Raw genomic sequence first — 23,422 nt, forward strand, 5'->3', positions numbered from 1 at the left:
AAATCTACCGCCAGTGCACCGGTGGGCCGTGCGGATGGCATTCGCCGAGAACCCGCGACTGGCCGCCCGGCCAGCTACGCGAGCGCACCAGGAATGTGATCGGAGCACCGGGAGCGTCCCGAGCGGGCTCAAGGGTGAGGTGCGCAAACGGCGATCGGACGTCGGCTTGGGTGGCCAGTGCATCGATCGCCCCGGCGACCGCGGCCTGTTCCTCGGAGGAAAGGTACTGCCAGGTGATCGAATGCCATAACACGGTCAACGCGCCGCCGGCCAAGGCAAGCGCGGCGAGCGCGTCGGCCGCCGTCCGCCGCTCGAGCCGTGCCGGGACACTTCGGGCAACCGCGATGGCACCACGCAACCGGCGCATGCGAGCGTCCTGGTCGGGCCAGACGTAGCTCAACGCCGTCATCTCCCCGTCGGCGCCGGTGACGTCGATCGGCGCGATGTCATAACCGTGCCGCTCGACGATCCGCACCGCACCATGCGGTGGCAGCACACCCAGCCACGCGTCATCGATGGTGACCGGCGAATCGGGTGGCCCCCACTGGCCGCCGACGTAGCGGTAGTGGTACTGGTCCGCCCGCAGGTTGAGTCCGGCGCTAGACCCGATCTCGAAAAGCCTTATCGGCAAATCGAATCCACGGTTTATTCGCAGCAGGCCGCCAATAAGCGCGGCAGCTCGGCCCACTTCATTGGTCTGCGGTGGTTGATCAAGGGCCGCACGCAGCGGGTCGGCGTAGTTGGCTGCAACACAAAGGATTTGCGGCCAGGCGGCCTGGGCCTCCCAGGTACCACCGGTGCTGGGATACCAGTGGCGCAATCGCGCTGCCCGGCCGTCAAGCACCAACCGGTGCAGGCCGCCAAGCAGCCGAAGCGGCACCGCTTGTTCTGCAGGCGCAGCCTCGTGACCGGACAGAATCGTCGCGAAGATCCCGCCCGCTTCGACGTCGGTGGCCACCAGCTCGAACAGCTCGCCGTACATCGGCGAACCCGAGGAGGCACAGAACCGCCCTTGCGAACGCAGTGTGTGCAGCAGGTGCTCGGCGTTCATGGGCTAAGCCGGTCCAGTCCGGCGCCGACGACGTCGAACGCGTTGCCGAGTGCCTCGGGCAGCGGGACGGACCCGTCGCTCAGCCAGTGCTCGTAGGCGCTCAACGCGACCCCGAGCATGGTCCACGCGACGGTTCGGGGCGCTAGATCGGTTGCTTGGGCGCGCGTCCTGCGCGCGACGAATTCGGCGATCACTTCTCGCCAACCGCCATACATGGTCATCGAGTACGCCTGCAGCTCAGGCGTTTGCAGGATGACTCGCATGCGCTGGCGGTGCCGGATGGTCTCGCACTCGTCGAAGGTGTTGAACGCCAACAGCGCGGCGCGTAGCGCCTCGCGCAGCGGTACTCGCGGATCGACATTGTCGAGCAGGTCCCGAAGGTATGCCAGGTGGGTGTCGAAATCGCCCCACGGAATGGCGTTCTTGGAGGCGTAGTAGCGAAATAGGGTGCGGCGCGCGATGCCGGCCGCCTGTGCGACGTCCTCGACGCTGACCTCGGCGAACCCCCGCGCGGCAAACAGGTCGATGGCAACGTTGCTGATGTGATTCGGTGTCGTCGAGCGGCGCCGGCCCACTCGCGAGTCGTGGCGCATCAGACCCGCCCTTCCTTTTCGGCACTCGATGCCATATTGTGGCCAGATCGACCGATCGATGTCGAGTCCCTTTGACGAAAGGCTATTCACGTGGACCGTGAGACCGAGACTGACGCCGAGCTCGTCACCGAAACCCTGGTTGAAGAGGTTTCCATCGACGGCATGTGCGGGGTCTACTGACGGCGTGTTCGACCCCGATCGCGGCTGGCAGCTGCACCCTCAGGTGGCCGTACGACCGGAGCCGTTTGGGGCACTGCTCTATCACTTCGGCACTCGCAAGCTGTCGTTCCTGAAAAATCGCACCATCCTCACCGTGGTGCAGTCGCTGGCCGACCATCGCGACGTCCGGTCCGCGTGCCGCGCCGCCGGGGTCGACGACTGCGATCAGGATCCATATCTGCGTGCGCTGGGCGTGCTGGCTGGTTCCAACATGCTGGTGGCCAAGGAGGTCGAGTGAAAGCGGCGATGCCCCGGCTCGTCGAGCAATTCGAGCGTGGACTGGATGCGCCCATCTGCCTGACGTGGGAACTGACCTATGCGTGCAACCTGGCGTGTGTGCATTGCCTGTCGTCTTCGGGCAAACGCGATCCGCGGGAGTTGTCCACCCGCCAATGCAAGGACATCATCGACGAGCTGGAGCGCATGCAGGTGTTTTACGTAAACATTGGCGGTGGCGAACCCACTGTGCGCCCGGACTTTTGGGAGCTGGTGGACTACGCCACCGCACACCACGTCGGCGTGAAATTCTCCACCAATGGCGTGCGAATCACTCCCGAGGTGGCCGCGCGGTTGGCGGCAAACGACTACGTGGATGTCCAGATTTCGCTCGACGGTGCGACCGCTGAAGTGAATGACGCCGTTCGCGGCCCCGGATCATTCGACATGGCGTTGCAGGCGCTGGAAAACCTGGCCGAGGCGGGCTTCTCCAATGCGAAGATCTCGGTTGTCGCCACCCGCCACAATGTCGACCAGCTCGACGAATTCGCAGCCCTGGCAAGCCGTTACGGTGCCACTCTGCGAATTACCCGACTGCGCCCGTCGGGACGGGGCGCGGATGTTTGGGACGAGCTGCATCCTACCGCCGCCCAGCAGATCCAGCTTTATGACTGGCTGGTCGCCAAGGGTGAGCGAGTGCTCACCGGTGACTCCTTCTTTCACCTGGCACCGCTCGGCCGGTCCGGTGCGCTGGCTGGGCTGAATATGTGCGGGGCCGGCCGCGTGGTTTGTCTGATCGATCCGGTGGGTGACGTGTACGCGTGTCCGTTCGCGATCCATGATCGCTTCCTCGCGGGAAATATTCTGTCCGACTCCGGCTTTGGGACTGGCTTCGCCAACGTCTGGAAGAACGCCCCGCTGTTTCGTGAGCTGCGTGAGCCCCAATCCGCGGGAGCCTGCGGTAGCTGCGGGCACTACGACAGCTGCCGGGGTGGCTGCATGGCGGCAAAGTTCTTCACCGGTCTGCCGCTGGACGGACCGGATCCTGAATGCGTCCAGGGTCACGGCGCACCGGCATTGGCGGGCGAGCGGGACACGCCGCGACCGCGCGTCGACCACTCCCGAGGCCGGCGGATCAGCGCGCCAGTGCCCCTCACCTTGTCGATGCGACCGCCAGACCGGCTTTGCAATGAAAGCCCCGTATAGCTATGGCCGACGAGTGGTTTGAAACGGTAGCGATCGCGCAGCAACGCGCGAAACGTCGGTTGCCGAAATCCGTTTATTCGTCCCTGATTTCGGCAAGTGAAAAGGGAATCACGGTCGCCGACAATGTCGCAGCATTTAGCGAACTCGGCTTCGCGCCGCATGTTGTTGGCGCAACAGAAAAGCGCGACGTGTCGACGACTGTTATGGGGCAAGATATTTCGCTACCAGTAATCATCTCGCCGACCGGCGTACAGGCGGTCGATCCCGACGGGGAGGTTGCCGTCGCGCGGGCCGCGGCGGCCCGGGGCACGGCGATGGGACTGTCGTCGTTCGCCAGCAAGCCGATCGAGGAAGTCATCGCCGCCAACCCCAAGATCTTCTTCCAGGTCTACTGGCTGGGTGGCCGCGATGCGATCGCCGAGCGTATCGAACGGGCGCGGCAGGCCGGCGCGGTCGGCCTGATCGTCACCACCGATTGGACGTTCTCGCACGGGCGTGACTGGGGCAGCCCCAAGATCCCCGAAGAGATGAACCTGCGAACCATCCTGCGGTTGTCGCCGGAGGCGATCACCAAGCCCCGGTGGCTGTGGAAGTTCGCAAAGACGATGCGACCGCCGGACCTGCGGGTGCCCAATCAGGGCCGGCGCGACGAGCCTGGCCCGCCGTTCTTCGCCGCTTACGGGGAATGGATGGGCACCCCCCCGCCGACCTGGGCAGACATTGCCTGGCTGCGGGAATCGTGGGGCGGACCGTTCATGCTCAAGGGCGTGATGCGGGTCGACGATGCCAAAAGGGCTGTAGATGCCGGTGTTTCGGCGATCTCGGTGTCCAATCACGGCGGCAACAACCTGGATGGCACGCCCGCGTCGATTCGTGCGCTGCCCGCCGTGGCGGCAGCCGTCGGCGACCAGGTCGAGGTTCTGCTTGACGGCGGCATCCGGCGGGGGAGCGACGTCGTCAAGGCGGTGGCGTTGGGAGCTCGTGCGGTGATGATTGGCCGTGCCTACCTGTGGGGCCTCGCCGCGGCCGGCCAGTCGGGTGTGGAGAACGTTCTCGACATCTTGCGCGGCGGGATTGACTCGGCCCTGATGGGCCTCGGACGTGCCTCGGTTCACGACCTCGGACCGGACGACATCCTGGTTCCCGCGGGGTTCGTGCGCGAGCTAGGCATGCCGTCGTGAAACGCGTGGGCGGTTTCGGCGGCACCCTACTATCACAGAGTTAGCGACCCCGGAAGGCCGTGTAATCGCGCGGAAGGAAATTCTGGTACTGGCGGGACAGCCGTGGCGGACGAGTTTAATTTCGTCGGTCTAAGTGGCTAGGCGGGAAAAAAATTCAGTAAATCAGATAACAATTGGTGCACGCCAGGTGAATTCGTCTTACCATCGGCAAGTGCCCGTACTCGGCGAACTGGGGAGTGCGACGTCGAGGCAGTTACAGATATCCACCTCGCCGTCAATATTGATCCCGCTGGGATCCACCGAACAGCACGGTCCACACCTGCCGCTCGATACCGACACCCGGATTGCGACAGCCGTCGCCCGGGCCGTCACCGAACGCCTCGATTGGCTGCTGGCGCCGGCCATCGCCTACGGTGCCAGCGGCGAGCATCAAAGTTTCGCTGGAACGATCTCTATCGGCACCGAAGCCCTGACGATGCTGCTGGTTGAGTATGGCCGCTCGGCCGCCTGCTGGGCCGGGCGGCTAGTCTTCGTCAATGGCCACGGCGGCAATGTCGGTGCGTTGCAGCGGGCTATAGGCTTGCTGCGATCAGAAGGTCGCGACGCGGGATGGTGCCCCTGTGCCTCAGCTGGCGCTGACGCCCACGCCGGCCATACCGAAACATCCCTGTTGCTGCATCTTTCACCGGCCGATGTGCTCACCGACCGGTGGCGCGCGGGCAATGGCGCTTCGTTGTCCGATCTGCTGCCGTCGATGAGACGCGGCGGCGTTGCGGCGGTCAGCCCGATAGGAGTGCTCGGGGACCCGACGACCGCGACCGCCGACGACGGGAAACGGATTTTTGCCGAGATGGTCGACGATTGTGCGGGCCGAATCGCCCGGTGGGTGCCGGGGCCCAACGGGATGCTGACATGACGGCAACGCGACTGCCCGACGGGTTCGCGGTGCAGGTTGACCGTCGCGTGCGGGTGCTTGGCCACGGTGCAGCCCTGCTCGGAGGCTCACCGACGCGGTTGCTGCGGTTGGCTCCCGCCGCACAAGACATGATCTCCGATGGCCGCCTCAAGGTTTGCGACGAGGTCAGTGCGCAGTTGGCCCGCACCCTGCTGGACGCCACCGTCGCGCATCCACGTCCGGCGGGTGGCCCGTCGCATCGTGATGTCACCGTCGTTATACCGGTCCGCGACAACGCATCTGGTCTGCGGCGGTTGGTGACTTCGCTACGCGGACTGCGTGTCATCGTGGTGGACGACGGGTCGGCATACCCGGTTGAGCTGGACGACTTGGCTGGCGCGCACTGCGACATCGAAGTGCTACACCACCCCCGCAGCAAGGGACCGGCGGCCGCGCGCAACACCGGGCTGGCGGCGTGCACCACCGACTTCGTAGCCTTCCTGGATTCCGATGTGGCGCCGCGACGTGGATGGCTGGAGGCACTGCTCGGCCACTTTTGCGATCCCACGGTCGCGCTGGTCGCACCACGCATCGTCGGCCTGTCACAAAGCGAGAATGTGGTAGCTCGCTACGAGGCGGTGCACTCGTCACTCGATCTTGGTCAGCGCGAAGCGCCGGTGCTCCCGCACAGCACGGTGTCCTACGTGCCCAGTGCGGCGATCGTCTGCCGCAGCTCGGCAATCCGGGAGGTTGGCGGGTTCGACGAGACGATGCAGTCCGGCGAAGACGTCGACCTGTGCTGGCGGCTCATCGAGGCCGGCGCTCGGCTGCGCTATGAGCCTATTGCGCTGGTCGCGCACGACCATCGCACGGAATTGCGGGACTGGCTCGCGCGCAAGGCGTTTTACGGCGGCTCGGCGGCTCCGCTCTCGGTACGGCATCCTGACAAGACCGCGCCGGTGGTGATCTCCGGCTGGGCACTGATTGCTTGGGTCCTCATGTCGCTGGGTACCGGCATTGCTCAGCTGGCTTCGCTGATCATGGCCCTGGTGACGGGCCGTCGGATCGCGAAGGCCATGCGCGGCGCCGAGACGTCGTTCTGGGATGTCCTCGCGGTTGCCACCCGCGGGTTGTGGGCGGCGGCGCTGCAACTGGCATCGGCGCTGTGCCGGCACTACTGGCCGGTGGCCTTGCTCGCCGCGATTCTGTCGCGCCACTGTAGGCGGGTCGTTGTGATAGCGGCTGTGGTGGATGGCGTGGTTGACTGGCTGCGCCGCAGGGAGGCCACCGATGGCGCTGCGGAACCGATCGGGTTACTGACCTTCCTGTTGCTCAAGCGCGTCGACGACCTGGCCTACGGCATCGGCCTGTGGTACGGGGTGCTGCGGGAACGCAACATCGGTGCGCTCAAGCCGCAGATTCGGACGTAACCGCCGCCTTGACTGCAGACGTCCGGCATAGCGATGTCTTGATCGTCGGTGCTGGAAGCGCCGGATCGGTTGTTGCTGAGCGCCTTTCCGCCGATCCCGCTTGTATGGTGACGGTGCTCGAGGCCGGCCCCGGACTCGCCGATCCCGGAGTGCTGGCTCAGACCGCCAACGGCCTGCAACTGCCCATCGGCGCCGGCAGCCCCCTGGTCGAGCGGTATCAGACCCAGCTGACAGATCGACCGGTTCGCCGGCTGGCGATCGTGCGGGGAGCAACGCTGGGCGGTTCCGGCGCCATCAACGGCGGCTACTTCTGCCGTGGATTGCCGCGCGACTTCGATGGCTATTCGATCTCCGGCTGGGCGTGGTCCGACGTCCTCGAACACTTTCGGGCAATCGAAACCGACATGGATTTCGATGGTCCCGCCCATGGCCGCGCCGGTCCCATCCCGGTTCGTCGGACGCACGACATGACGGGCACCACGGAGATTTTCATAGCTGCCGCCGAACGCGCCGGTTTTTCCTGGATCGCTGATCTCAATGATGTGGGACCCGAGGTCGTTTCGGGGATTGGTGCGGTCCCGCTCAACATCGTCGATGGGGTGCGGACCGGCTCGGGGGCGGGATATCTGATACCCGCGCTGGGCCGGGCCAACCTGACACTGATCGAGCAGACGCGGGCACTTCGCCTGCGCTTTTCGGGCGGGCCCCGGCGACACACAGCCGTGGGTGTTGACGCGACTGGCCCGACAGGTTCGAGCATCTTTACCGCCGACCGAATCGTGTTGTGCGCCGGTGCGATTGAATCTGCACATCTGCTGATGCTTTCCGGTATCGGCGACCCGGCAATGCTGCGGGCCGCTGGATTGCCAGTGGTGGCGGCGCTGCCGGTCGGCATAAGTTGTAGCGATCACCCCGAATGGGTACTGCCGACCACGTGGACCGTCGCCGCCCAACGTCCGGCTGTAGAGGTGGTGCTCAGCACCGATGATGATCTCGAGATTAGGCCGTATACAGGCGGTTTCGTAGCAATGACCGGCAACGGCACCCCCGGACATCCCGACTGGCCGCATATCGGGGTAGCACTCATGCAGCCCCGTGCCCGGGGGCGAATCAGCGTGGTTTCACCCGATCCCTGGGTCGCACCCCGTATTGAGCACCATTACGACAGCGAGCCGGAGGATGTAGCAGCGCTACGTCGCGGCATGGAATTGGCGCGCGAAATAGCGGGTTTGACAACAGGAATCGGTGAGCCAGCGTGGTCGACGTGTCAGCATCTGTGTGGCAGCGCGCCGATGGGCGTCGACGGTGATCCGAAAGCCGTTGTGGACCAACGGTGCCGCGTTCGCGGAGTCGAGAACCTGTGGGTAATTGATGGTTCCATCCTGCCGGTGATCACCAGCCGTGGTCCGCACGCAACCATCGTGATGCTGGCGCACCGCGCGGCGGAGTTCGTTGAGCGGACATGATCGCTCAGAAGCTGGGCGTTGCCGCCCTCAGCTGGATCGCCTCCGCTCGACCCGCCGGGGACGTTGTCCCCGCCGGCGCGGCCCGCGCCGCCGGCCCGGCGGGCAACGGCGTTAGCGCCGCTGGCGAGCCGACCTCCGCGGCCACCGGCCCCGCCGACTCGGCCGCTACGAGAGGCTGGAATGGCGGACGCACCGTCGGCCCGACCGACCCCGCAGGCACCGTTGATCCCATCGGCACCGCCCGTCCCACCGGCACCGCCGACGGACCGGCCGAACCCGGCGTTACCACGGCGCTGGCCGGCTGCGTAGGTATCGCCGTTGCCGCACGGAATGCCGCCGTTGGCGTCGTTGCGCCGGTGGCCGGAGCCCCGTGGTAGGCGGCGCCGGTCAGTAGACCACCCAATAGCGCCTGGCTGGGGGCGCCGATCGCAGAGGCACCCTGCCCGGCGGTCTGCAAAGTCGAATTGTTCGTGGCCTCGCTGAGCGCGTACTGCTCCGCGCCGGAACTCATAAGCTGCACAAATTGACTGTGGAAGGCCTCCGCCTGAGCGCTGAGAAGCTGATATGTCTGTGCGCGCGCGGCGAACAGTGCCGCTAGCCACGCCGATATCTCGTCGGCACCCGCGGGGAACACCGCCCCCGATGTAGGGACAGCCGCCAGTGCGCTGGCATTGCTGATCGTCGAACCTATGCTCGCCAAATCAGTTGCTGCCGCAGCAACATAGTCAGGCACCGCACTGACAAATGACATTTCGCCCCCTCCAGCTAGACAGAGATCGTTATGCCCGGCGTGCGGTCCGCTTAAACCTTTAGTCCGGCGGGTATCAGCGAAGGAACTGCTCACTTCCATGTGGGCCAGCGCGGCGCCCAGCCACAAGTGCACGCCGAAGCCGAAAGCCAAGTGTTTATTGGGGTTTCGCACGACATCGAAGCGAAACGGTTCGTCGAACACCTCGTCGTCCCGGTTGGCGGAGACTACGACAGATACCCCGACGCGCCGTTAGGGATGGGCACGCCACGTATGACGGTGTCCTCGGTGGCGGTGCGCATCCCCTGCTTGACGGGCGTCAACCGGGGGATCGTCGCCTCGGTGGCCTGCGGCATCAGGTCTGGCGGGTCGTCGGTGTCGGCGGTGGGTGGGATTTGGCCGAAGCGGTGATCTAAGGCATACTGTTCAGGTTGTCTTGCGCCGGGTTTGCGCCTGGCCGGGCATACGACCAGCGCCCAAACGGGCGCGTCCGGTCCCAACCTTGGAGAGCGACGAATTTCGGCCGGTTCCGAGGCTGCGTGCGGGTGACACGCCCGAGCGCGGGGGCCGGTGGACCACGACTAGTAAACAGCGGCGCAGTATCCGGCGCGACGCTAACTCGGCCAGGGATGGGCCTGGGTCGACCGGCGCGCTGGGGGCACCAGGTCCAGGTACCGGGCCTGGCATTGGGAGATGAGGTAGGAAAGCGTGGCGGGACAGAAGATCCGCATCAGGCTCAAGGCCTACGACCATGAGGCTATTGATGCTTCGGCGCGAAAGATCGTCGAGACCGTCGTCCGCACGGGCGCTAGCGTCGTGGGCCCGGTGCCATTGCCGACCGAGAAGAACGTGTATTGCGTCATCCGCTCTCCGCACAAGTACAAGGACTCGCGCGAGCACTTTGAGATGCGCACCCACAAGCGGTTGATCGACATCCTCGATCCGACGCCGAAGACCGTTGACGCCCTCATGCGTATCGATCTGCCGGCCAGTGTCGACGTCAACATCCAGTAGGAGATTCGGCGAGCAATGGCGAGACAGGGAAATTCCGCCGCGCGGCGGGGCATTCTGGGTACCAAGCTGGGCATGACGCAGGTATTCGACGAAAACAACAGGGTTGTGCCGGTGACGGTGGTCAAGGCGGGGCCGAACGTGGTGACCCGCATCCGCACCCCGGAGCGTGACGGGTACTGCGCCGTGCAGCTGGCCTATGGCGAGATCAGTCCTCGCAAGGTCAACAAGCCGTTGAGCGGCCAGTACACCGCCGCGGGCGTCAACCCACGGCGTCACCTGGCCGAGTTGCGCCTGGACGACGCGGACGCGGTCGCCGAATACGAGGTGGGTCAGGAACTGACGGCGGAGATCTTTGCCGACGGCAGCTACGTCGATGTGACGGGCACTTCCAAGGGCAAGGGCTACGCCGGCACCATGAAACGGCACGGTTTTCGCGGCCAGGGCGCCAGCCACGGCGCTCAAGCAGTGCACCGCCGGCCGGGCTCGATCGGTGGCTGTTCCACTCCCGCGCGGGTGTTCAAGGGCACCCGGATGTCTGGCCGCATGGGCAACGACCGGGTGACTGTGCAGAACCTGTTGGTGCACAAGGTCGATGCCGAGAACGGCGTGCTGTTGATCAAGGGTGCGGTCCCCGGGCGTACCGGTGGACTGGTGGTGGTCCGCAGCGCGATCAAGCGAGGTGAGAAGTAATGGCTGCCAAGACCCTGAAAATTGATGTAAAGACGCCGGCCGGCAAGGTCGACGGCTCCATCGAGCTGCCGGCCGAACTGTTTGATGTCCCGGCGAACATCGCGCTGATGCACCAGGTGGTCACCGCACAGCGTGCGGCGGCCCGTCAGGGTACGCATTCGACCAAGACACGTGGCGACGTCAGCGGCGGTGGCCGTAAGCCGTACCGGCAGAAGGGAACCGGCCGCGCCCGGCAGGGTTCGACGCGGGCCCCCCAGTTCACCGGTGGCGGCGTTGTGCACGGTCCCCAGCCGCGCGACTACAGCCAGCGCACACCCAAGAAGATGATCGCCGCGGCATTGCGCGGGGCGCTGTCCGACCGGGCACGCAACGGACGCATCCACGCGGTCACCGAGCTGGTGGAAGGTCAGACCCCTTCCACTAAGAGCGCCAAGGCATTCCTGGGCACGCTGACGGACCGCAAGCAGGTGCTGGTGGTCATCGGACGCAGCGACGAGGCGGGTGCGAAAAGCGTGCGCAACCTGCCCGGCGTGCACGTCCTGGCGCCCGACCAGCTCAACACCTATGACGTGCTGCGCGCCGACGACGTGGTGTTCAGCGTGGAGGCGCTTAACGCCTACATCGCAGCAAACACAGCCAACACGGATACGCCCGAGGAGGTAACGGCGTAGATGGCGACCATCGCTGATCCCCGCGACATCATCCTGGCCCCGGTCATCTCGGAGAAGTCCTACGGGTTGCTCGACGACAATGTGTACACGTTTGTGGTGCACCCCGATTCGAACAAGACGCAGATCAAGATCGCGGTTGAGAAGATCTTTTCCGTCAAGGTCGCATCGGTGAACACCGCGAACCGGCAGGGCAAGCGCAAGCGCACCAGGACCGGATACGGCAAGCGCAAGAGCACCAAGCGCGCCATCGTCACGCTGGCGCCGGGCAGCAAGCCGATCGACCTGTTCGGAGCACCGGCCTAGCCCGCCGCGCGCGAGAGAAAGACCTGATTAGACATGGCAATTCGCAAGTACAAGCCGACGACACCCGGTCGTCGCGGCGCCAGCGTTTCCGATTTCGCCGAGATCACCCGGTCAACGCCGGAGAAGTCGTTGGTGCGCCCGCTGCACGGTCACGGCGGCCGCAACGCCCATGGACGGATTACCACGCGCCACAAGGGCGGTGGCCACAAGCGTGCCTACCGGGTGATCGACTTCCGCCGCAACGACAAGGACGGTGTCAACGCCAAGGTCGCTCACATCGAGTACGACCCGAACCGCACCGCGCGCATCGCGCTGCTCCACTTTCTAGATGGGGAGAAGCGGTACATCATTGCCCCGAACGGACTTTCGCAGGGTGACGTGGTGGAGTCCGGCGCCAACGCCGACATCAAGCCGGGAAACAACCTGCCGTTGCGCAACATTCCGGCCGGTACGTTGGTGCACGCCGTCGAGCTGCGGCCCGGCGGTGGCGCCAAGCTCGCCCGGTCGGCCGGGTCGAGCATCCAGTTGCTCGGCAAGGAAGGCAGTTACGCGTCGTTGCGCATGCCCAGCGGCGAGATCCGCCGGGTCGATGTCCGCTGCCGCGCGACCGTCGGCGAGGTGGGCAATGCCGAGCAGGCAAACATCAACTGGGGCAAGGCCGGTCGGATGCGCTGGAAGGGCAAGCGCCCGTCGGTGCGTGGTGTGGTGATGAACCCGGTCGACCACCCGCACGGCGGTGGTGAGGGGAAGACCTCCGGCGGCCGGCATCCGGTCAGCCCGTGGGGCAAGCCCGAGGGCCGCACCCGTAACCCGAACAAAGCGAGCAACAAGCTCATCGTCCGGCGCCGGCGCACCGGCAAGAAGCACGGGCGTTAGCGTGAACGAAGTCTCAGGGAGTAGCCAACTATGCCACGCAGCCTGAAGAAGGGTCCGTTCGTCGACGATCATCTGCTCAAGAAGGTCGACGTGCAGAACGAGAAGAACACCAAGCAGGTCATCAAGACCTGGTCGCGGCGCTCGACCATCATTCCGGACTTCATCGGGCACACGTTTGCCGTGCACGACGGCCGCAAGCATGTCCCGGTGTTCGTCACCGAGTCGATGGTTGGCCACAAGCTCGGTGAGTTCGCGCCGACGCGCACCTTCAAGGGGCACATCAAGGACGACCGGAAGGCCAAACGGCGATGAGCACCACCACGACTGAGTTTCCGTCGGCGACGGCCAAGGCACGCTTCGTGCGGGTGTCGCCGAGGAAGGCGCGCCGGGTGATCGACCTGGTGCGTGGCCGGTCGGTGTCCGATGCGCTCGACATTCTGCGCTGGGCGCCGCAGGCCGCCAGCGAGCCGGTGGCCAAGGTGATCGCCAGCGCGGCGGCCAACGCGCAGAACAACAACGGGCTGGACCCGGCCACCCTGGTCGTTGCCACGGTCTACGCCGACGAGGGCCCCACTGCCAAGCGCATCCGTCCGCGTGCCCAGGGCCGTGCGTTCCGAATTCGCAGGCGAACCAGCCACATCACGGTGGTGGTGGAAAGCCGGCCGACCAAGGACCAGCGTTCCGCGAAGTCGTCGCGGGCGCGCCGGGCCGAAGGCAGCAAGGCTGCCGCTAAGGCACCCGCCAAGAAGGCCCCGGCCACCAAAGCGGCGGCCACCAAGGCGCCGGCCGAGAAAACGGCCGCCAAAAAGGCGCCCGCAAAGAAAGCACCCGCCAAGACTTCTGAGACTTCTGAAGCGAAGGGAGGCTCAGACTAGTGGGCCAGAAGATCAATCCGCACGGCTTCCGGCTAGGTATTACCACCGATTGGAAGTCGCGCTGGTACGCCGACAAGCAGTACGCGGACTACGTCAAAGAAGACGTAGCGATCCGCCGGCTGCTGTCCAGCGGTCTGGAGCGCGCCGGGATTGCCGACGTGGAGATCGAGCGGACCCGCGACCGGGTCCGGGTGGACATCCACACCGCCCGTCCCGGCATCGTGATCGGCCGCCGCGGTACCGAGGCCGACCGGATCCGTGCAGACCTGGAGAAGTTGACCGGCAAGCAGGTGCAGCTCAACATCCTCGAAGTCAAAAACCCGGAGTCCCAAGCGCAATTGGTGGCCCAGGGGGTCGCCGAGCAGCTGAGCAACCGGGTCGCGTTCCGCCGGGCGATGCGCAAGGCGATCCAGTCGGCGATGCGTCAGCCCAACGTCAAGGGCATCCGGGTGCAGTGCTCGGGCCGGCTCGGCGGCGCGGAGATGAGCCGCTCGGAGTTCTACCGCGAGGGCCGCGTGCCGCTGCACACCTTGCGGGCAGACATCGACTACGGCCTGTACGAAGCCAAGACCACCTTCGGCCGGATCGGCGTGAAGGTGTGGATTTACAAGGGTGACATCGTCGGCGGCAAGCGCGAATTGGCTGCGGCCGCGCCGGCGGGCGCCGAGCGCCCACGTCGCGAGCGGCCGTCGAGCACCCGTCCGCGTCGCAGCGGTGCGTCCGGCACCACGGCGACCGGCACCGACGCGGGCCGCGCCGTAGGCAGTGAGGAAGCCGCCGCTGGGTCGTCGGAAGATGTGGCCACGGCCGTCGACACGCAGAGCACGGAGAGCTGAATCATGTTGATTCCCCGCAAAGTTAAACACCGCAAGCAACACCATCCCCGCCAGCGTGGCATCGCCAGTGGCGGCACCACGGTGAACTTCGGCGACTACGGCATCCAGGCCCTGGAGCACGCTTACGTCACCAACCGGCAGATCGAGTCCGCTCGTATCGCCATCAACCGGCACATCAAGCGTGGCGGCAAGGTGTGGATCAACATCTTCCCGGACCGCCCGTTGACCAAGAAGCCCGCCGAGACCCGGATGGGTTCGGGTAAGGGCTCGCCGGAGTGGTGGGTGGTCAACGTCAAGCCTGGCCGCGTGCTTTTCGAGCTCAGCTATCCCAATGAGCAGACGGCACGCGCCGCGCTGACCCGTGCCATCCACAAGTTGCCGATCAAGGCACGCATCGTGACCCGAGAGGAGCAGTTCTGATGGCAGTGGGAGTTTCCCCTGGCGAACTGCGCGAGCTTACCGACGAAGAGCTGACCGAGCGCTTGCGCGAATCCAAGGAAGAGCTGTTCAATCTGCGCTTCCAGATGGCGACTGGGCAGCTTACGAACAACCGCCGGCTCCGCACGGTGCGTCAGGAAATCGCGCGGATTTACACCGTGCTGCGTGAACGAGAACTGGGTCTGGCTGCTGGGCCCGATGGTGCCCCCGAGAACGAAGCGTGAAGGAATCGTGATGGCAGAGGCTAAGACCGGCGCGAAAGCGGCCCCCGCAGCGAAGAAGACGGCGGCCAAGAAGGCTGCGCCGAAGGTGGCAGCACCGAAGGACGCCACGCCGAAGGACAAGGGCCCCAAGCACACCCCGCGCACTCCGAAGCCGCGCGGCCGTCGCAAGACCCGCATCGGCTATGTGGTGAGCGACAAGATGCAAAAAACCATTGTGGTCGAGTTGGAAGATCGCATGCGGCACCCGCTGTACGGCAAGATCATCCGCACCACCAAGAAGGTTAAGGCTCACGACGAGGACAGCATCGCGGGCATCGGTGACCGTGTCTCGCTGATGGAGACGCGTCCGCTGTCGGCGACCAAACGCTGGCGTCTCGTCGAGATCCTCGAGAAGGCCAAGTAACGGCCGCGAGCAGACGCAAAAACCCCCGACACGCCGAGCGTGTCGGGGGTTTTACGTCTCTCTCGCCCTCGGGCGTTTGTTGGTTGGGCGGACTAGCCTGTCGGCAGGTGTAATCTGCACGCGATATCTGGGCAAGTCCACTGCGGGAGTGAGGCCAGCGAAGGTGACCGAATTCAACGGCAAGATTGAGCTGGATATTCGCGACTCGGAACCGGACTGGGGTCCCTACGCTGCGCCGACGGCACCGGAGAACTCACCAAACATCCTCTACCTGGTCTGGGACGACACCGGAATCGCGACCTGGGACTGCTTTGGCGGCCTGGTTGAGATGCCCGCCATGACCCGGATCGCCGAGCGCGGCGTGCGATTGTCGCAATTTCACACCACCGCACTGTGCTCCCCGACGAGGGCGGCGCTGTTGACCGGTCGCAACGCGACCACCGTCGGCATGGCCACCATCGAAGAATTCACCGACGGTTTCCCCAACTGCAACGGCCGCATCCCAGCCGACACCGCGCTGCTGTCCGAGGTGCTCGCCGAACGGGGCTACAACACCTACTGCGTGGGCAAGTGGCATCTGACGCCACTCGAGGAATCCAGTATGGCGGCGACCAAGCGGCACTGGCCGACCTCGCGCGGGTTCGAGCGATTCTACGGCTTCATGGGCGGCGAGACCGACCAGTGGTACCCCGACCTGGTGTACGACAACCACCCGGTGAACCCGCCCGGCACGCCCGAGGACGGTTACCACTTGTCCAAGGACATCGCCGACAAGACGATCGAGTTCATTCGCGACGCCAAGGTGATTGCACCCGACAAGCCGTGGTTCAGCTATGTGTGCCCGGGTGCCGGGCACGCCCCGCATCACGTTTTCAAGGAATGGGCCGATAAGTACGCCGGCCGATTCGACATGGGCTACGAGAAATACCGCGAGATTGTGCTGGAAAAGCAGAAGTCGATGGGGATCGTCCCGCCCGAAACCGAATTGTCGCCCATCAACCCGTATCTCGATGTGAAGGGGCCACAAGGCGAGTCGTGGCCACTACAGGACACGGTGCGCCCCTGGGACTCGCTCGGCGATGAGGAGAAGAAGCTGTTCACCCGGATGGCCGAGGTATTCGCCGGCTTCCTGAGCTACACCGATGCCCAGATCGGCCGAATTCTGGACTACCTCGAGGAATCCGGTCAGCTGGACAACACCATCATCGTGGTGATCTCGGACAACGGTGCCAGCGGTGAAGGCGGCCCCAACGGATCGGTCAACGAGGGCAAGTTCTTCAACGGCTACATCGATACCGTCGAGGAGAGCATGAAGCTCTTCCATCACCTTGGTGGGCCACAGACCTACAACCACTACCCCATCGGGTGGGCGATGGCGTTCAACGCACCCTACAAGCTGTTCAAGCGCTACGCATCGCATGAAGGCGGCATCGCCGACCCGGCAATCATCTCCTGGCCCAACGGTGTTGCGGCGCGCGGCGAGGTCCGCGACCACTACGTCAACGTCTGCGACATCACTCCGACGGTTTACGACCTGTTGGGTATGACGCCGCCGGCGACGGTCAAGGGCATCGGCCAGAAGCCGCTGGATGGCGTGAGTTTCAAAGCGGCCCTTGATGATCCGACCGCCCTCACGGACAAAGAAACCCAGTTTTACACCATGCTGGGCACTCGCGGAATCTGGCACAAGGGTTGGTTCGCCAACACCGTTCACGCCGCCACACCAGCCGGTTGGTCGCATTTCGACACCGATCGGTGGGAACTGTTCCACATCGAAAAAGACCGCAGCCAATGCCACGACCTGGCCGCCGAGCACCCCGAGAAGCTCGAGGAACTCACGGCGCTGTGGTACTCGGAGGCCGCCAAGTACAACGGGCTGCCGCTGTCGGATTTGAACATCGTGGAAACGATGACGCGGTCGCGGCCCTATTTGGTCAGCGATCGATCGAGCTACATCTACTATCCCAATTGCGCCGACGTCGGCATCGGCGCGGCCGCCGAGATTCGCGGCCGATCATTCGCCGTGGTGGCCGAGGTGACTGTGGATACCACCGGTGCCGAAGGTGTGCTGTTCAAGCAAGGCGGTGCGCACGGCGGACACGTGCTGTTCCTCCAGGACGGGCGTTTGCACTACGTCTACAACTTCCTCGGCGAACGCCAACAGCTGATCTCTTCGAACGGTCCGATCCCGTTGGGCAGGCATCTGCTCGGGGTCTGCTACACCCGGACGGGGACCGTGGCCAACAGCCACACTCCGCTCGGCGAGGCAACGCTGTTCTTCGACGAACATGCGGTCGGCACATTGTCGGACGTAACAACGCATCCCGGAACGTTCGGGTTGGCCGGCGCGGGCATCACCGTTGGGCGCAATGGGGGTTCGGCAGTGTCGAGCCGCTACAAAGCCCCGTTCATCTTCACCGGCGGCACCATCGCCCAGGTCACCGTCGACGTGTCCGGTCGACTATACGTAGATGTGGAAAAGGAACTGGCGCTTGCCTTCTCGCGTGACTAGCGCTCGAGCCAGACTGCAGCTCGCGGTCCTTGGCGTGGTAGGCCCGGTCTGCCCGTCGGCGGCCGGCCGTGGGCGCGTTACCAGTGGGTCGGCCGGAAAGACGGCGAGATTCTGAGCCGGCAGAGCCGGGGCCCGGCATTGCGCCGGCGCTGCCTGACCACTAGGACTTCGCGGTCGTTATACCCTGAACGACTATGACTACCGAGCCTTCGCCACCCCCGGCGCCGCCGGAGCCACCCGAGCCTTCGCCACCCCCGGCGCCGCCGGAGCCACCAGGGCCAAGCCGACGCCGCGTCGCAATCGGTCTAGGCCTTCTTGTGGCCGTCGTCGCCGTCTACGCCCTATCGCTGCTTGGTGTTCACTTGCTTGCCAAGTCGGCGCCTCCGCTCCCACCAGTGGATTTCAGCAAGTACTCGGCCGACGACAGCATTGTGCAGGTGCGCCTGGACGAGCTGAAGACCGTGGCAAATCGCCTTAAGGTGAATGTGCTTGTGTATCCACAAGATTCGCTGTATGACAAAGATTTCGGCGTGCTGACCACCAATGCCGCCGTGCGCCTGTATCCGGAAAACGACCTGGGGGATCTGCAATACCCCATAGGAAAGGCGCCGGCGCAAGTTGCCACCACGATCGAGGCGCACGGCGATCCGAGCAATTGGCCGTTCGACTCGTACAAGACGGAGGTAATCGCGGCCGACGTATTCACCGGGCCTGGCCAATATCGCGAAAAGGTAGCCGCCCGTGTCGAAGTAACCGGATCGTTGGACGGCTGGGACGCTACCGTCACGCGCGTTCACGACCCGGATGAACCAGACCCAACCGTCCAGGACGACGTGATCATCACGTTGCACAGGTCCAAGAGTTCGCTGATCTTCGACGTGGGTATCTGCCTGGTCCTTCTCGCCCTGCCCGCGTTGGCATTGTGGGTGGCCATTCCGATGGCGTTGGGCAGGACGTCGTTCTTGCCGCCGTTCGCAACCTGGTACGCCGCGATGCTGTTCGCCATCGTCCCGCTGCGCACTATCTTCCCCGGTTCACCGCCGCCGGGCTCGTGGATCGACCAAGCGTTTGTGCTTTGGGTGTTGATTGCGCTGGTCGTCGCGATGTTCTTGTTTGTCGTCGCCTGGTCCCGGCAACGAGATCGAAAGCCAACGCAAAAGACCTAGAAAAGGCCTAGCTCAGCTAATGGCGTCGACCGCGCTTGAGACTCTGGATTGGAAGTCCGGCGGCAACGGGATGTAGCCGTGTTGGTCCAGGTCGGGTTGCCCGGGGCCAATCGTCGCCTGGAGGAACGCCTCGACCGCCACGCCCACGTCATGGCTGGGATAGCTGGAGCAGACGATCTCGTAGGTGACTAAGACGATCGGGTAGACGTCGGGTTGGGTGGGGTTGTAGAAGGCCGAGGTGTCGAGCACCAGGTCGTTGCCTTTCCCGACGAATTTCGCGCCGGTGATGGTCTTGCCGACCGAGTCGGTGCCTATGCGTACCGGGCGCAACGACTTGCGGGTTGCCAGGGTCTTGATCTCGGCGGCGAAAAGCCCATGCTCCATCGCGAACGGCAACAGGGTATAGGAGATCGCGCCCTCGGTGTTCTTCACCGTCGCGGAGGTGCCCTCGTTGCCTGCGGCGCCGGTGCCGACGCCGCCGTTGAACGTCTTGCCCGCGCCCTTGTTCCAGGCTCCGCCGGAGGCGGCCTGCAGGTAGGACTGAAAGTTGTCGGTGGTGCCGGATTCGTCGCTGCGGTAGACGACGCGGATGTCTTCTGGTGGCATGGATGCGTTGAGCGCGGTGATGGCGGGGTCGTCCCAGCGTTTGATGCTGCCGTTGAAGATCTTGGCAATCGTGGGCGCGTCGAGCACCAAGAAATCGACGGCGTGCAGGTTGTAGGTGATGGCTATGGGGCCGAATACCACAGGCAGGTTCCAGGCATCAGCGCCGCCGCAGCGCTGCTTGGCGGCGGCGTGTTGGTCAGCGGTCAGTGGCGAGTCCGAGCCGGCGAAATCGGCCTTGCCGGCGAGGAACTCATTAATTCCGGCGCCTGAGCCGATCGCGCTGTAAGCCATCGTCTGCCCTGGGCAAATCTTGCCGTAAGCGGCGATGAACCGGGTCATCGCGGGGGCCTGCGCCGTCGAGCCGCTTGCCGATATGTTCTGCCTGCCGCCGCACTGCACCTTGGCTCCGCTGGCGTAGACCAGGGTCGTGTGGTGGGTGGCGCACCCCGACAGCACCAACGCAACGGCAGTCAGCAAACCAAAGGCGGCTCGGCGTGCCGCCTTACCCCGATCTCCACGCATATCGACATTTACGACTATCGACTTGACACGCCAACAAACTTCAGGTGAATGCTCGGCGGTAGCCGCGCTGGCGGCGCGGGTTCGTTACCATCTGACCAGTCGACAAGCTGGCCTTGCAGAAGGGGGTGACCAATGACCGCTGTGGCCCCGCCGGAACAAACGGCGCCGCCGACGCACGCGGCGACCGTGGGTCGACCAAGCGCATGTGCCCTGGGTGTTGATAGCGTTGGTCGCGGCGATGGCCATGTACATGGTCACGTGGTATGACAATCCGATTAGCGCGCGTTACATAGGTGTTCACAGAGCTGGTTGACCTACCCGGCGGATCCTTCCGCATGGGCTCTACGAGCTTCTACCCGGAAGAGGCGCCGATCCACACCGTGACGGTGGGTCCTTTTGCGGTGGAACGGCACCCGGTGACCAACGCGCAATTCGAGGAATTCGTCTGTGCGACAGGCTATGTGACGGTGGCCGAGCAACAGATCGACCCGGCGCTTTATCCGGGGATGGATCCCGCTGACATACGTCCGGGTGCCATGGTTTTCCGTCCCACAACGGGCCCGGTCGACCTGCGTGACTGGCGGCAATGGTGGGAATGGGTCGCGGGGGCGAATTGGCGCCACCCGTTCGGGCCGGACAGCGATATCGCGGACAAGGCCGACCACCCGGTTGTGCAGGTGGCGTATCCCGACGCCGCTGCCTACGCGCGGTGGGCGGGGCGGCGACTGCCGACCGAGGCCGAATGGGAGTATGCGGCTCGCGCCGGAACCACGACGACCTACTCGTGGGGCGACGAACCCAACCCCGACGGTCGACTGATGGCCAACACCTGGCAGGGCAGGTTCCCGTACCGCAATAACGGCGCGCTCGGTTGGGTGGGAACGTCGCCGATAGGGACGTTCCCACCCAACGGATTCGGCCTGGTCGACATGATCGGAAACGTGTGGGAGTGGACCGCCACGGAGTTTTCCGCACACCACCGGCTTGATCAGCCGCCGAAGTCCTGTTGCGGGCCCTCGGGCCCCGCAGATCCAAACGTCAACCAGACTTTGAAGGGCGGCTCGCACTTGTGCGCGCCGGAGTACTGTCACCGCTACCGGCCGGCCGCGCGTTCACCGCAGTCGCAGGACACCGCGACTACCCACATCGGGTTTCGCTGTGTGGCGAATTCGGCGTCCGCCTAACGCAAAGTGACCGGCTGGTTACCGCCGGAATGCCTGCGGGTGACCGATTTCCTGTGGCCGGGCGCAGTGGCTACGGGCTCGCTAATATCTGACCCCGTGTTGCCCCGAGGCGCCGACGAATGACCACCGACGCTTCGCCAATATCGCCGCCGACGACCCGGCACGCAGTGGCTCCAAACAAGTCGCGAAAGCCGCGCATCGTGATCGGTGTGGGCGTTCTGGTGGCGATTGTCGTCGCCTACGTGCTTTCGCTGGTCGGCGTTCATTTGCTGGAGAAATCAGAGGGCCCGCTACCTCCGCTCGACCTGGGTGCGGCCGGGGCGACGGAAACCATCGTGCAGATGCGCCTCGAAGAGCTAAAGACCGTGGCAAATCGCCTCACGGTCAACGTGCTCGTCTATCCCGGGGATGAACTGTACGACAAGCGCTTTGACGTGCTGACCACCGACATCGCGGTGCGCTTGTATCCGCGAAGCGAGCTGGGGGACTTGCGATTCCCGGCGGGGCAAACACCCGCTCAAGTGTCGACCACGATCGAGGCCCATGGCGATCCCGGCAACTGGCCGTTCGACTCGTACAAAACCGAGGAACTTTCGGCCGATGTCTTGGTCGGGTCTGGCGATAACCGAAAAAAGATTCCCGCCCGTGTGGAAGTGACCGGATCACTGGACGGGTGGGACGCGACCGTCACCCGCGTTCGCGAGGCCAGCGGCCCCCCGTCCCCTCGGATTCGTGACAATCCGGACGTGATCGTCGAGTTGCGCAGGGCGAAGGGCCCGCTGATCTTCGACCTGGGCATCTGCGTTGTCCTCGTCAGCCTGCCTACCCTGGCGCTGTTGGTGGCCGTCCCGATGGCATTGGGTAGGAGGAAGTTCTTGCCGCCGTTCGCAACGTGGTATGCGGCGAACCTGTTCGCGATCGTTCCGCTGCGCAACATCCTTCCCGGCGCGCCACCACCCGGTGCGTGGATCGACCAAGCCATCGTGCAATGGGTGCTGATCGCGCTGACGGTGGCGATGAGCTTGTATATCTTCGCCTGGGTCCGGCAATCGGACTGAAAAAGCGGCTGCCGTTGGCGGGGATGCCGGTTGCTACGATCTGACTCCGTGTCGCACGACGGCGAGCCTTGGTGGTGACTATCCGTGGCCGATGACGTCCCTCAGGCCGAGTCGCCTCCCGAACCCAAGCACACGTCGCGAAGAAAGCACCTCGTGCTCGATGTCGGCATCATCGTGGGCGTTGTCGTTGTTTACGTCTTTTCGCTGCTCGGTTATCACTGGCTAGCCAGCACGCCGGGACCGCTGCCTAAGCCGGATGTCGGAACCAACGACGACACCGTGGTCTTGCTGCGCTTCGAGCAGCTACACACCGTTTCAAATCGCCTTGACGTGAAAGTCCTTGTGATGCCCGATGATTCGATGATCGACAAGCGTCTTGACGTGTTGACTGTCGACACTTCGGTGCGTTTGTATCCCGAGAATGACCTGGGCGATCTGCAGTACCCGGTAGGCAAGTCGCCGGCGCAGGTTGCGACCACCATCGAGGCGCACGGCGACCCAGGTAACTGGCCGTTCGACACTTACACCACCGACATCATCCAGGCCGATGTGCTGGTGGGAGCTGGTGAAAACCGTCAATACAAACCCGCCAGAGTCGAAGTGACCGGATCGTTGGAGGGGTGGGACATCAGCGCCACTCGGGTGGGAGACAGCAGCCAGACTTCCGATCGCCCGGACAACGTCATCATCACGCTAAAGCGGGCCAAGGGTCCGTTGGTGTTCGACCTCGGAATCTGCCTGGTCCTGTTTACCTTGCCGACGCTGGCATTGTTCGTGGCCATTCAGATGCTCACTGGCCGCAGAGAATTCTTGCCGCCGTTTGGGACCTGGTACGCCGCGATGCTGTTCGCGGTCGTGCCCTTGCGCACCATCCTCCCCGGTTCGCCTCCGGCGGGTTCGTGGATCGACCAAGCCGTGGTGATATGGGTGCTGATAGCGCTGGCCACTGCCATGGTGGTGTACATCGCCGCGTGGTACCGACACTCGCGGTAGGGGCGCGCTTTCCGGATTCTGCCTGGTCCTCATTCGCTTCAGAAAA

At 64.6% G+C, this 23,422-nt stretch carries 28 protein-coding genes and 1 pseudogene; 24 read left to right on the forward strand and 5 right to left on the reverse strand.

Translation table 11 applies throughout. The features are described 5' to 3' along the window. Window positions 1-4 precede the first annotated feature (4 nt). Together AADZ78_RS04845 and mftR are read right to left on the reverse strand one after the other, a co-directional pair. Window positions 5-1,051, reverse strand: a complete 1,047-nt coding sequence (locus tag AADZ78_RS04845) for a DUF2332 domain-containing protein (RefSeq protein WP_085249128.1) — start codon at window positions 1,049-1,051, stop codon at window positions 5-7. Then, window positions 1,048-1,644, reverse strand: a complete 597-nt coding sequence (mftR, locus tag AADZ78_RS04850; protein ID WP_085249127.1) for a mycofactocin system transcriptional regulator — start codon at window positions 1,642-1,644, stop codon at window positions 1,048-1,050. Before mftR ends, AADZ78_RS04845 begins: the two co-directional genes overlap by 4 nt. 90 nt (window positions 1,645-1,734) lie before the next feature. Between mftR and mftA the strand changes: the two genes are divergently transcribed. The 7 genes from mftA to mftG all read left to right on the forward strand — a co-directional run bounded on the left by mftA (window position 1,735) and on the right by mftG (window position 8,257). Then, window positions 1,735-1,824 carry a mycofactocin precursor MftA gene (mftA, locus tag AADZ78_RS04855; RefSeq protein ID WP_085249126.1) on the forward strand — a complete coding sequence of 30 codons (90 nt, stop codon included), beginning with the start codon at window positions 1,735-1,737 and terminating at the stop codon, window positions 1,822-1,824. Next, on the forward strand, window positions 1,784-2,101 hold the full coding sequence (mftB, locus tag AADZ78_RS04860) for a mycofactocin biosynthesis chaperone MftB (protein WP_085249125.1): 318 nt from the start codon (window positions 1,784-1,786) through the stop codon (window positions 2,099-2,101). The genes mftA and mftB overlap by 41 nt, the downstream gene beginning before the upstream one ends. 8 nt (window positions 2,102-2,109) lie before the next feature. After that, the gene (mftC, locus tag AADZ78_RS04865) at window positions 2,110-3,285 is read left to right on the forward strand and encodes a mycofactocin radical SAM maturase (RefSeq protein ID WP_085249215.1); all 1,176 of its coding nucleotides are present in this window, start codon (window positions 2,110-2,112) and stop codon (window positions 3,283-3,285) included. Window positions 3,286-3,287: 2 nt separating this feature from the next. Beyond that, window positions 3,288-4,466: a pre-mycofactocin synthase MftD gene (mftD, locus tag AADZ78_RS04870; RefSeq protein WP_085249124.1), complete on the forward strand. Its 1,179-nt coding sequence runs from the start codon at window positions 3,288-3,290 to the stop codon at window positions 4,464-4,466. Between the two features lie 187 nt (window positions 4,467-4,653). After that, window positions 4,654-5,382, forward strand: a complete 729-nt coding sequence (gene mftE, locus AADZ78_RS04875; protein ID WP_085249123.1) for a mycofactocin biosynthesis peptidyl-dipeptidase MftE — start codon at window positions 4,654-4,656, stop codon at window positions 5,380-5,382. After that, window positions 5,379-6,791 carry a mycofactocin biosynthesis glycosyltransferase MftF gene (mftF, locus tag AADZ78_RS04880; RefSeq protein WP_085249122.1) on the forward strand — a complete coding sequence of 471 codons (1,413 nt, stop codon included), beginning with the start codon at window positions 5,379-5,381 and terminating at the stop codon, window positions 6,789-6,791. Before mftE ends, mftF begins: the two co-directional genes overlap by 4 nt. Window positions 6,792-6,799: 8 nt before the next feature. Then, window positions 6,800-8,257 carry a mycofactocin dehydrogenase MftG gene (mftG, locus tag AADZ78_RS04885; RefSeq protein WP_085249121.1) on the forward strand — a complete coding sequence of 486 codons (1,458 nt, stop codon included), beginning with the start codon at window positions 6,800-6,802 and terminating at the stop codon, window positions 8,255-8,257. A 4-nt stretch (window positions 8,258-8,261) separates the two neighbouring features. Here the strand turns inward: mftG and AADZ78_RS04890 are convergent, their stop codons facing one another. Both AADZ78_RS04890 and AADZ78_RS04895 read right to left on the reverse strand, forming a co-directional pair. After that, window positions 8,262-9,008, reverse strand: a complete 747-nt coding sequence (locus AADZ78_RS04890; protein WP_204804212.1) for a PE family protein — start codon at window positions 9,006-9,008, stop codon at window positions 8,262-8,264. Window positions 9,009-9,080: 72 nt separating this feature from the next. Further along, window positions 9,081-9,376, reverse strand: a pseudogene (locus tag AADZ78_RS04895) (cytochrome P450); the annotation flags it as partial. Window positions 9,377-9,713: 337 nt separating this feature from the next. Here AADZ78_RS04895 and rpsJ point away from each other — a divergent pair. The 13 genes from rpsJ to AADZ78_RS04960 all read left to right on the forward strand — a co-directional run bounded on the left by rpsJ (window position 9,714) and on the right by AADZ78_RS04960 (window position 19,013). Next, the gene (rpsJ, locus tag AADZ78_RS04900) at window positions 9,714-10,019 is read left to right on the forward strand and encodes a 30S ribosomal protein S10 (RefSeq protein WP_003873519.1); all 306 of its coding nucleotides are present in this window, start codon (window positions 9,714-9,716) and stop codon (window positions 10,017-10,019) included. Window positions 10,020-10,034: 15 nt separating this feature from the next. Continuing rightward, entirely contained in the window at window positions 10,035-10,709 is a 675-nt protein-coding gene (rplC, locus tag AADZ78_RS04905) for a 50S ribosomal protein L3 (RefSeq protein WP_085249120.1), read from the forward strand. Beyond that, window positions 10,709-11,380 carry a 50S ribosomal protein L4 gene (gene rplD / locus AADZ78_RS04910; RefSeq protein WP_085249119.1) on the forward strand — a complete coding sequence of 224 codons (672 nt, stop codon included), beginning with the start codon at window positions 10,709-10,711 and terminating at the stop codon, window positions 11,378-11,380. The genes rplC and rplD overlap by 1 nt, the downstream gene beginning before the upstream one ends. After that, window positions 11,381-11,683: a 50S ribosomal protein L23 gene (gene rplW, locus AADZ78_RS04915; protein WP_067241936.1), complete on the forward strand. Its 303-nt coding sequence runs from the start codon at window positions 11,381-11,383 to the stop codon at window positions 11,681-11,683. 33 nt (window positions 11,684-11,716) lie between these two features. Beyond that, on the forward strand, window positions 11,717-12,559 hold the full coding sequence (gene rplB / locus AADZ78_RS04920; RefSeq protein ID WP_085249118.1) for a 50S ribosomal protein L2: 843 nt from the start codon (window positions 11,717-11,719) through the stop codon (window positions 12,557-12,559). A gap of 30 nt (window positions 12,560-12,589) precedes the next feature. Next, window positions 12,590-12,871: a 30S ribosomal protein S19 gene (rpsS, locus tag AADZ78_RS04925; protein WP_006245110.1), complete on the forward strand. Its 282-nt coding sequence runs from the start codon at window positions 12,590-12,592 to the stop codon at window positions 12,869-12,871. Next, window positions 12,868-13,434, forward strand: a complete 567-nt coding sequence (gene rplV, locus AADZ78_RS04930) for a 50S ribosomal protein L22 (protein ID WP_085249117.1) — start codon at window positions 12,868-12,870, stop codon at window positions 13,432-13,434. Before rpsS ends, rplV begins: the two co-directional genes overlap by 4 nt. Continuing rightward, complete coding sequence (gene rpsC, locus AADZ78_RS04935; RefSeq protein WP_085249116.1) at window positions 13,434-14,270, forward strand: 30S ribosomal protein S3; 837 nt, start codon at window positions 13,434-13,436, stop codon at window positions 14,268-14,270. The genes rplV and rpsC overlap by 1 nt, the downstream gene beginning before the upstream one ends. Window positions 14,271-14,273: 3 nt before the next feature. Continuing rightward, window positions 14,274-14,690: a 50S ribosomal protein L16 gene (rplP, locus tag AADZ78_RS04940; RefSeq protein ID WP_047313519.1), complete on the forward strand. Its 417-nt coding sequence runs from the start codon at window positions 14,274-14,276 to the stop codon at window positions 14,688-14,690. After that, a complete protein-coding gene (gene rpmC, locus AADZ78_RS04945; RefSeq protein WP_085249115.1) occupies window positions 14,690-14,932 on the forward strand; it encodes a 50S ribosomal protein L29 in 243 nt (80 codons plus the stop codon). The genes rplP and rpmC overlap by 1 nt, the downstream gene beginning before the upstream one ends. Before the next feature lie 7 nt (window positions 14,933-14,939). Next, complete coding sequence (rpsQ, locus tag AADZ78_RS04950) at window positions 14,940-15,335, forward strand: 30S ribosomal protein S17 (RefSeq protein ID WP_139828524.1); 396 nt, start codon at window positions 14,940-14,942, stop codon at window positions 15,333-15,335. A 148-nt stretch (window positions 15,336-15,483) separates the two neighbouring features. Continuing rightward, the gene (locus AADZ78_RS04955) at window positions 15,484-17,847 is read left to right on the forward strand and encodes an arylsulfatase (RefSeq protein ID WP_139828523.1); all 2,364 of its coding nucleotides are present in this window, start codon (window positions 15,484-15,486) and stop codon (window positions 17,845-17,847) included. 194 nt (window positions 17,848-18,041) lie between these two features. Next, a complete protein-coding gene (locus tag AADZ78_RS04960) occupies window positions 18,042-19,013 on the forward strand; it encodes a DUF4436 domain-containing protein (protein ID WP_085249112.1) in 972 nt (323 codons plus the stop codon). Between the two features lie 12 nt (window positions 19,014-19,025). On the opposite strand, the gene pstS is transcribed toward AADZ78_RS04960, so the two are convergent. Continuing rightward, on the reverse strand, window positions 19,026-20,141 hold the full coding sequence (pstS, locus tag AADZ78_RS04965; protein ID WP_085249111.1) for a phosphate ABC transporter substrate-binding protein PstS: 1,116 nt from the start codon (window positions 20,139-20,141) through the stop codon (window positions 19,026-19,028). A 139-nt stretch (window positions 20,142-20,280) separates the two neighbouring features. On the opposite strand from pstS, the gene AADZ78_RS28915 reads away from it, so the two are divergent. From AADZ78_RS28915 to AADZ78_RS04980, 4 genes are all read left to right on the forward strand, one after another. Next, window positions 20,281-20,454, forward strand: a complete 174-nt coding sequence (locus AADZ78_RS28915) for a DUF4436 family protein (protein ID WP_139828530.1) — start codon at window positions 20,281-20,283, stop codon at window positions 20,452-20,454. Continuing rightward, window positions 20,435-21,325: a formylglycine-generating enzyme family protein gene (locus AADZ78_RS04970; RefSeq protein WP_085249110.1), complete on the forward strand. Its 891-nt coding sequence runs from the start codon at window positions 20,435-20,437 to the stop codon at window positions 21,323-21,325. Before AADZ78_RS28915 ends, AADZ78_RS04970 begins: the two co-directional genes overlap by 20 nt. Window positions 21,326-21,444: 119 nt before the next feature. Continuing rightward, window positions 21,445-22,383, forward strand: a complete 939-nt coding sequence (locus AADZ78_RS04975) for a DUF4436 domain-containing protein (protein ID WP_085249109.1) — start codon at window positions 21,445-21,447, stop codon at window positions 22,381-22,383. Window positions 22,384-22,467: 84 nt separating this feature from the next. Next, on the forward strand, window positions 22,468-23,376 hold the full coding sequence (locus tag AADZ78_RS04980; protein WP_085249108.1) for a DUF4436 domain-containing protein: 909 nt from the start codon (window positions 22,468-22,470) through the stop codon (window positions 23,374-23,376). Window positions 23,377-23,422: the final 46 nt, after the last annotated feature.

This window comes from Mycobacterium riyadhense, assembly GCF_963853645.1.
GTDB lineage: Bacteria > Actinomycetota > Actinomycetes > Mycobacteriales > Mycobacteriaceae > Mycobacterium > Mycobacterium riyadhense.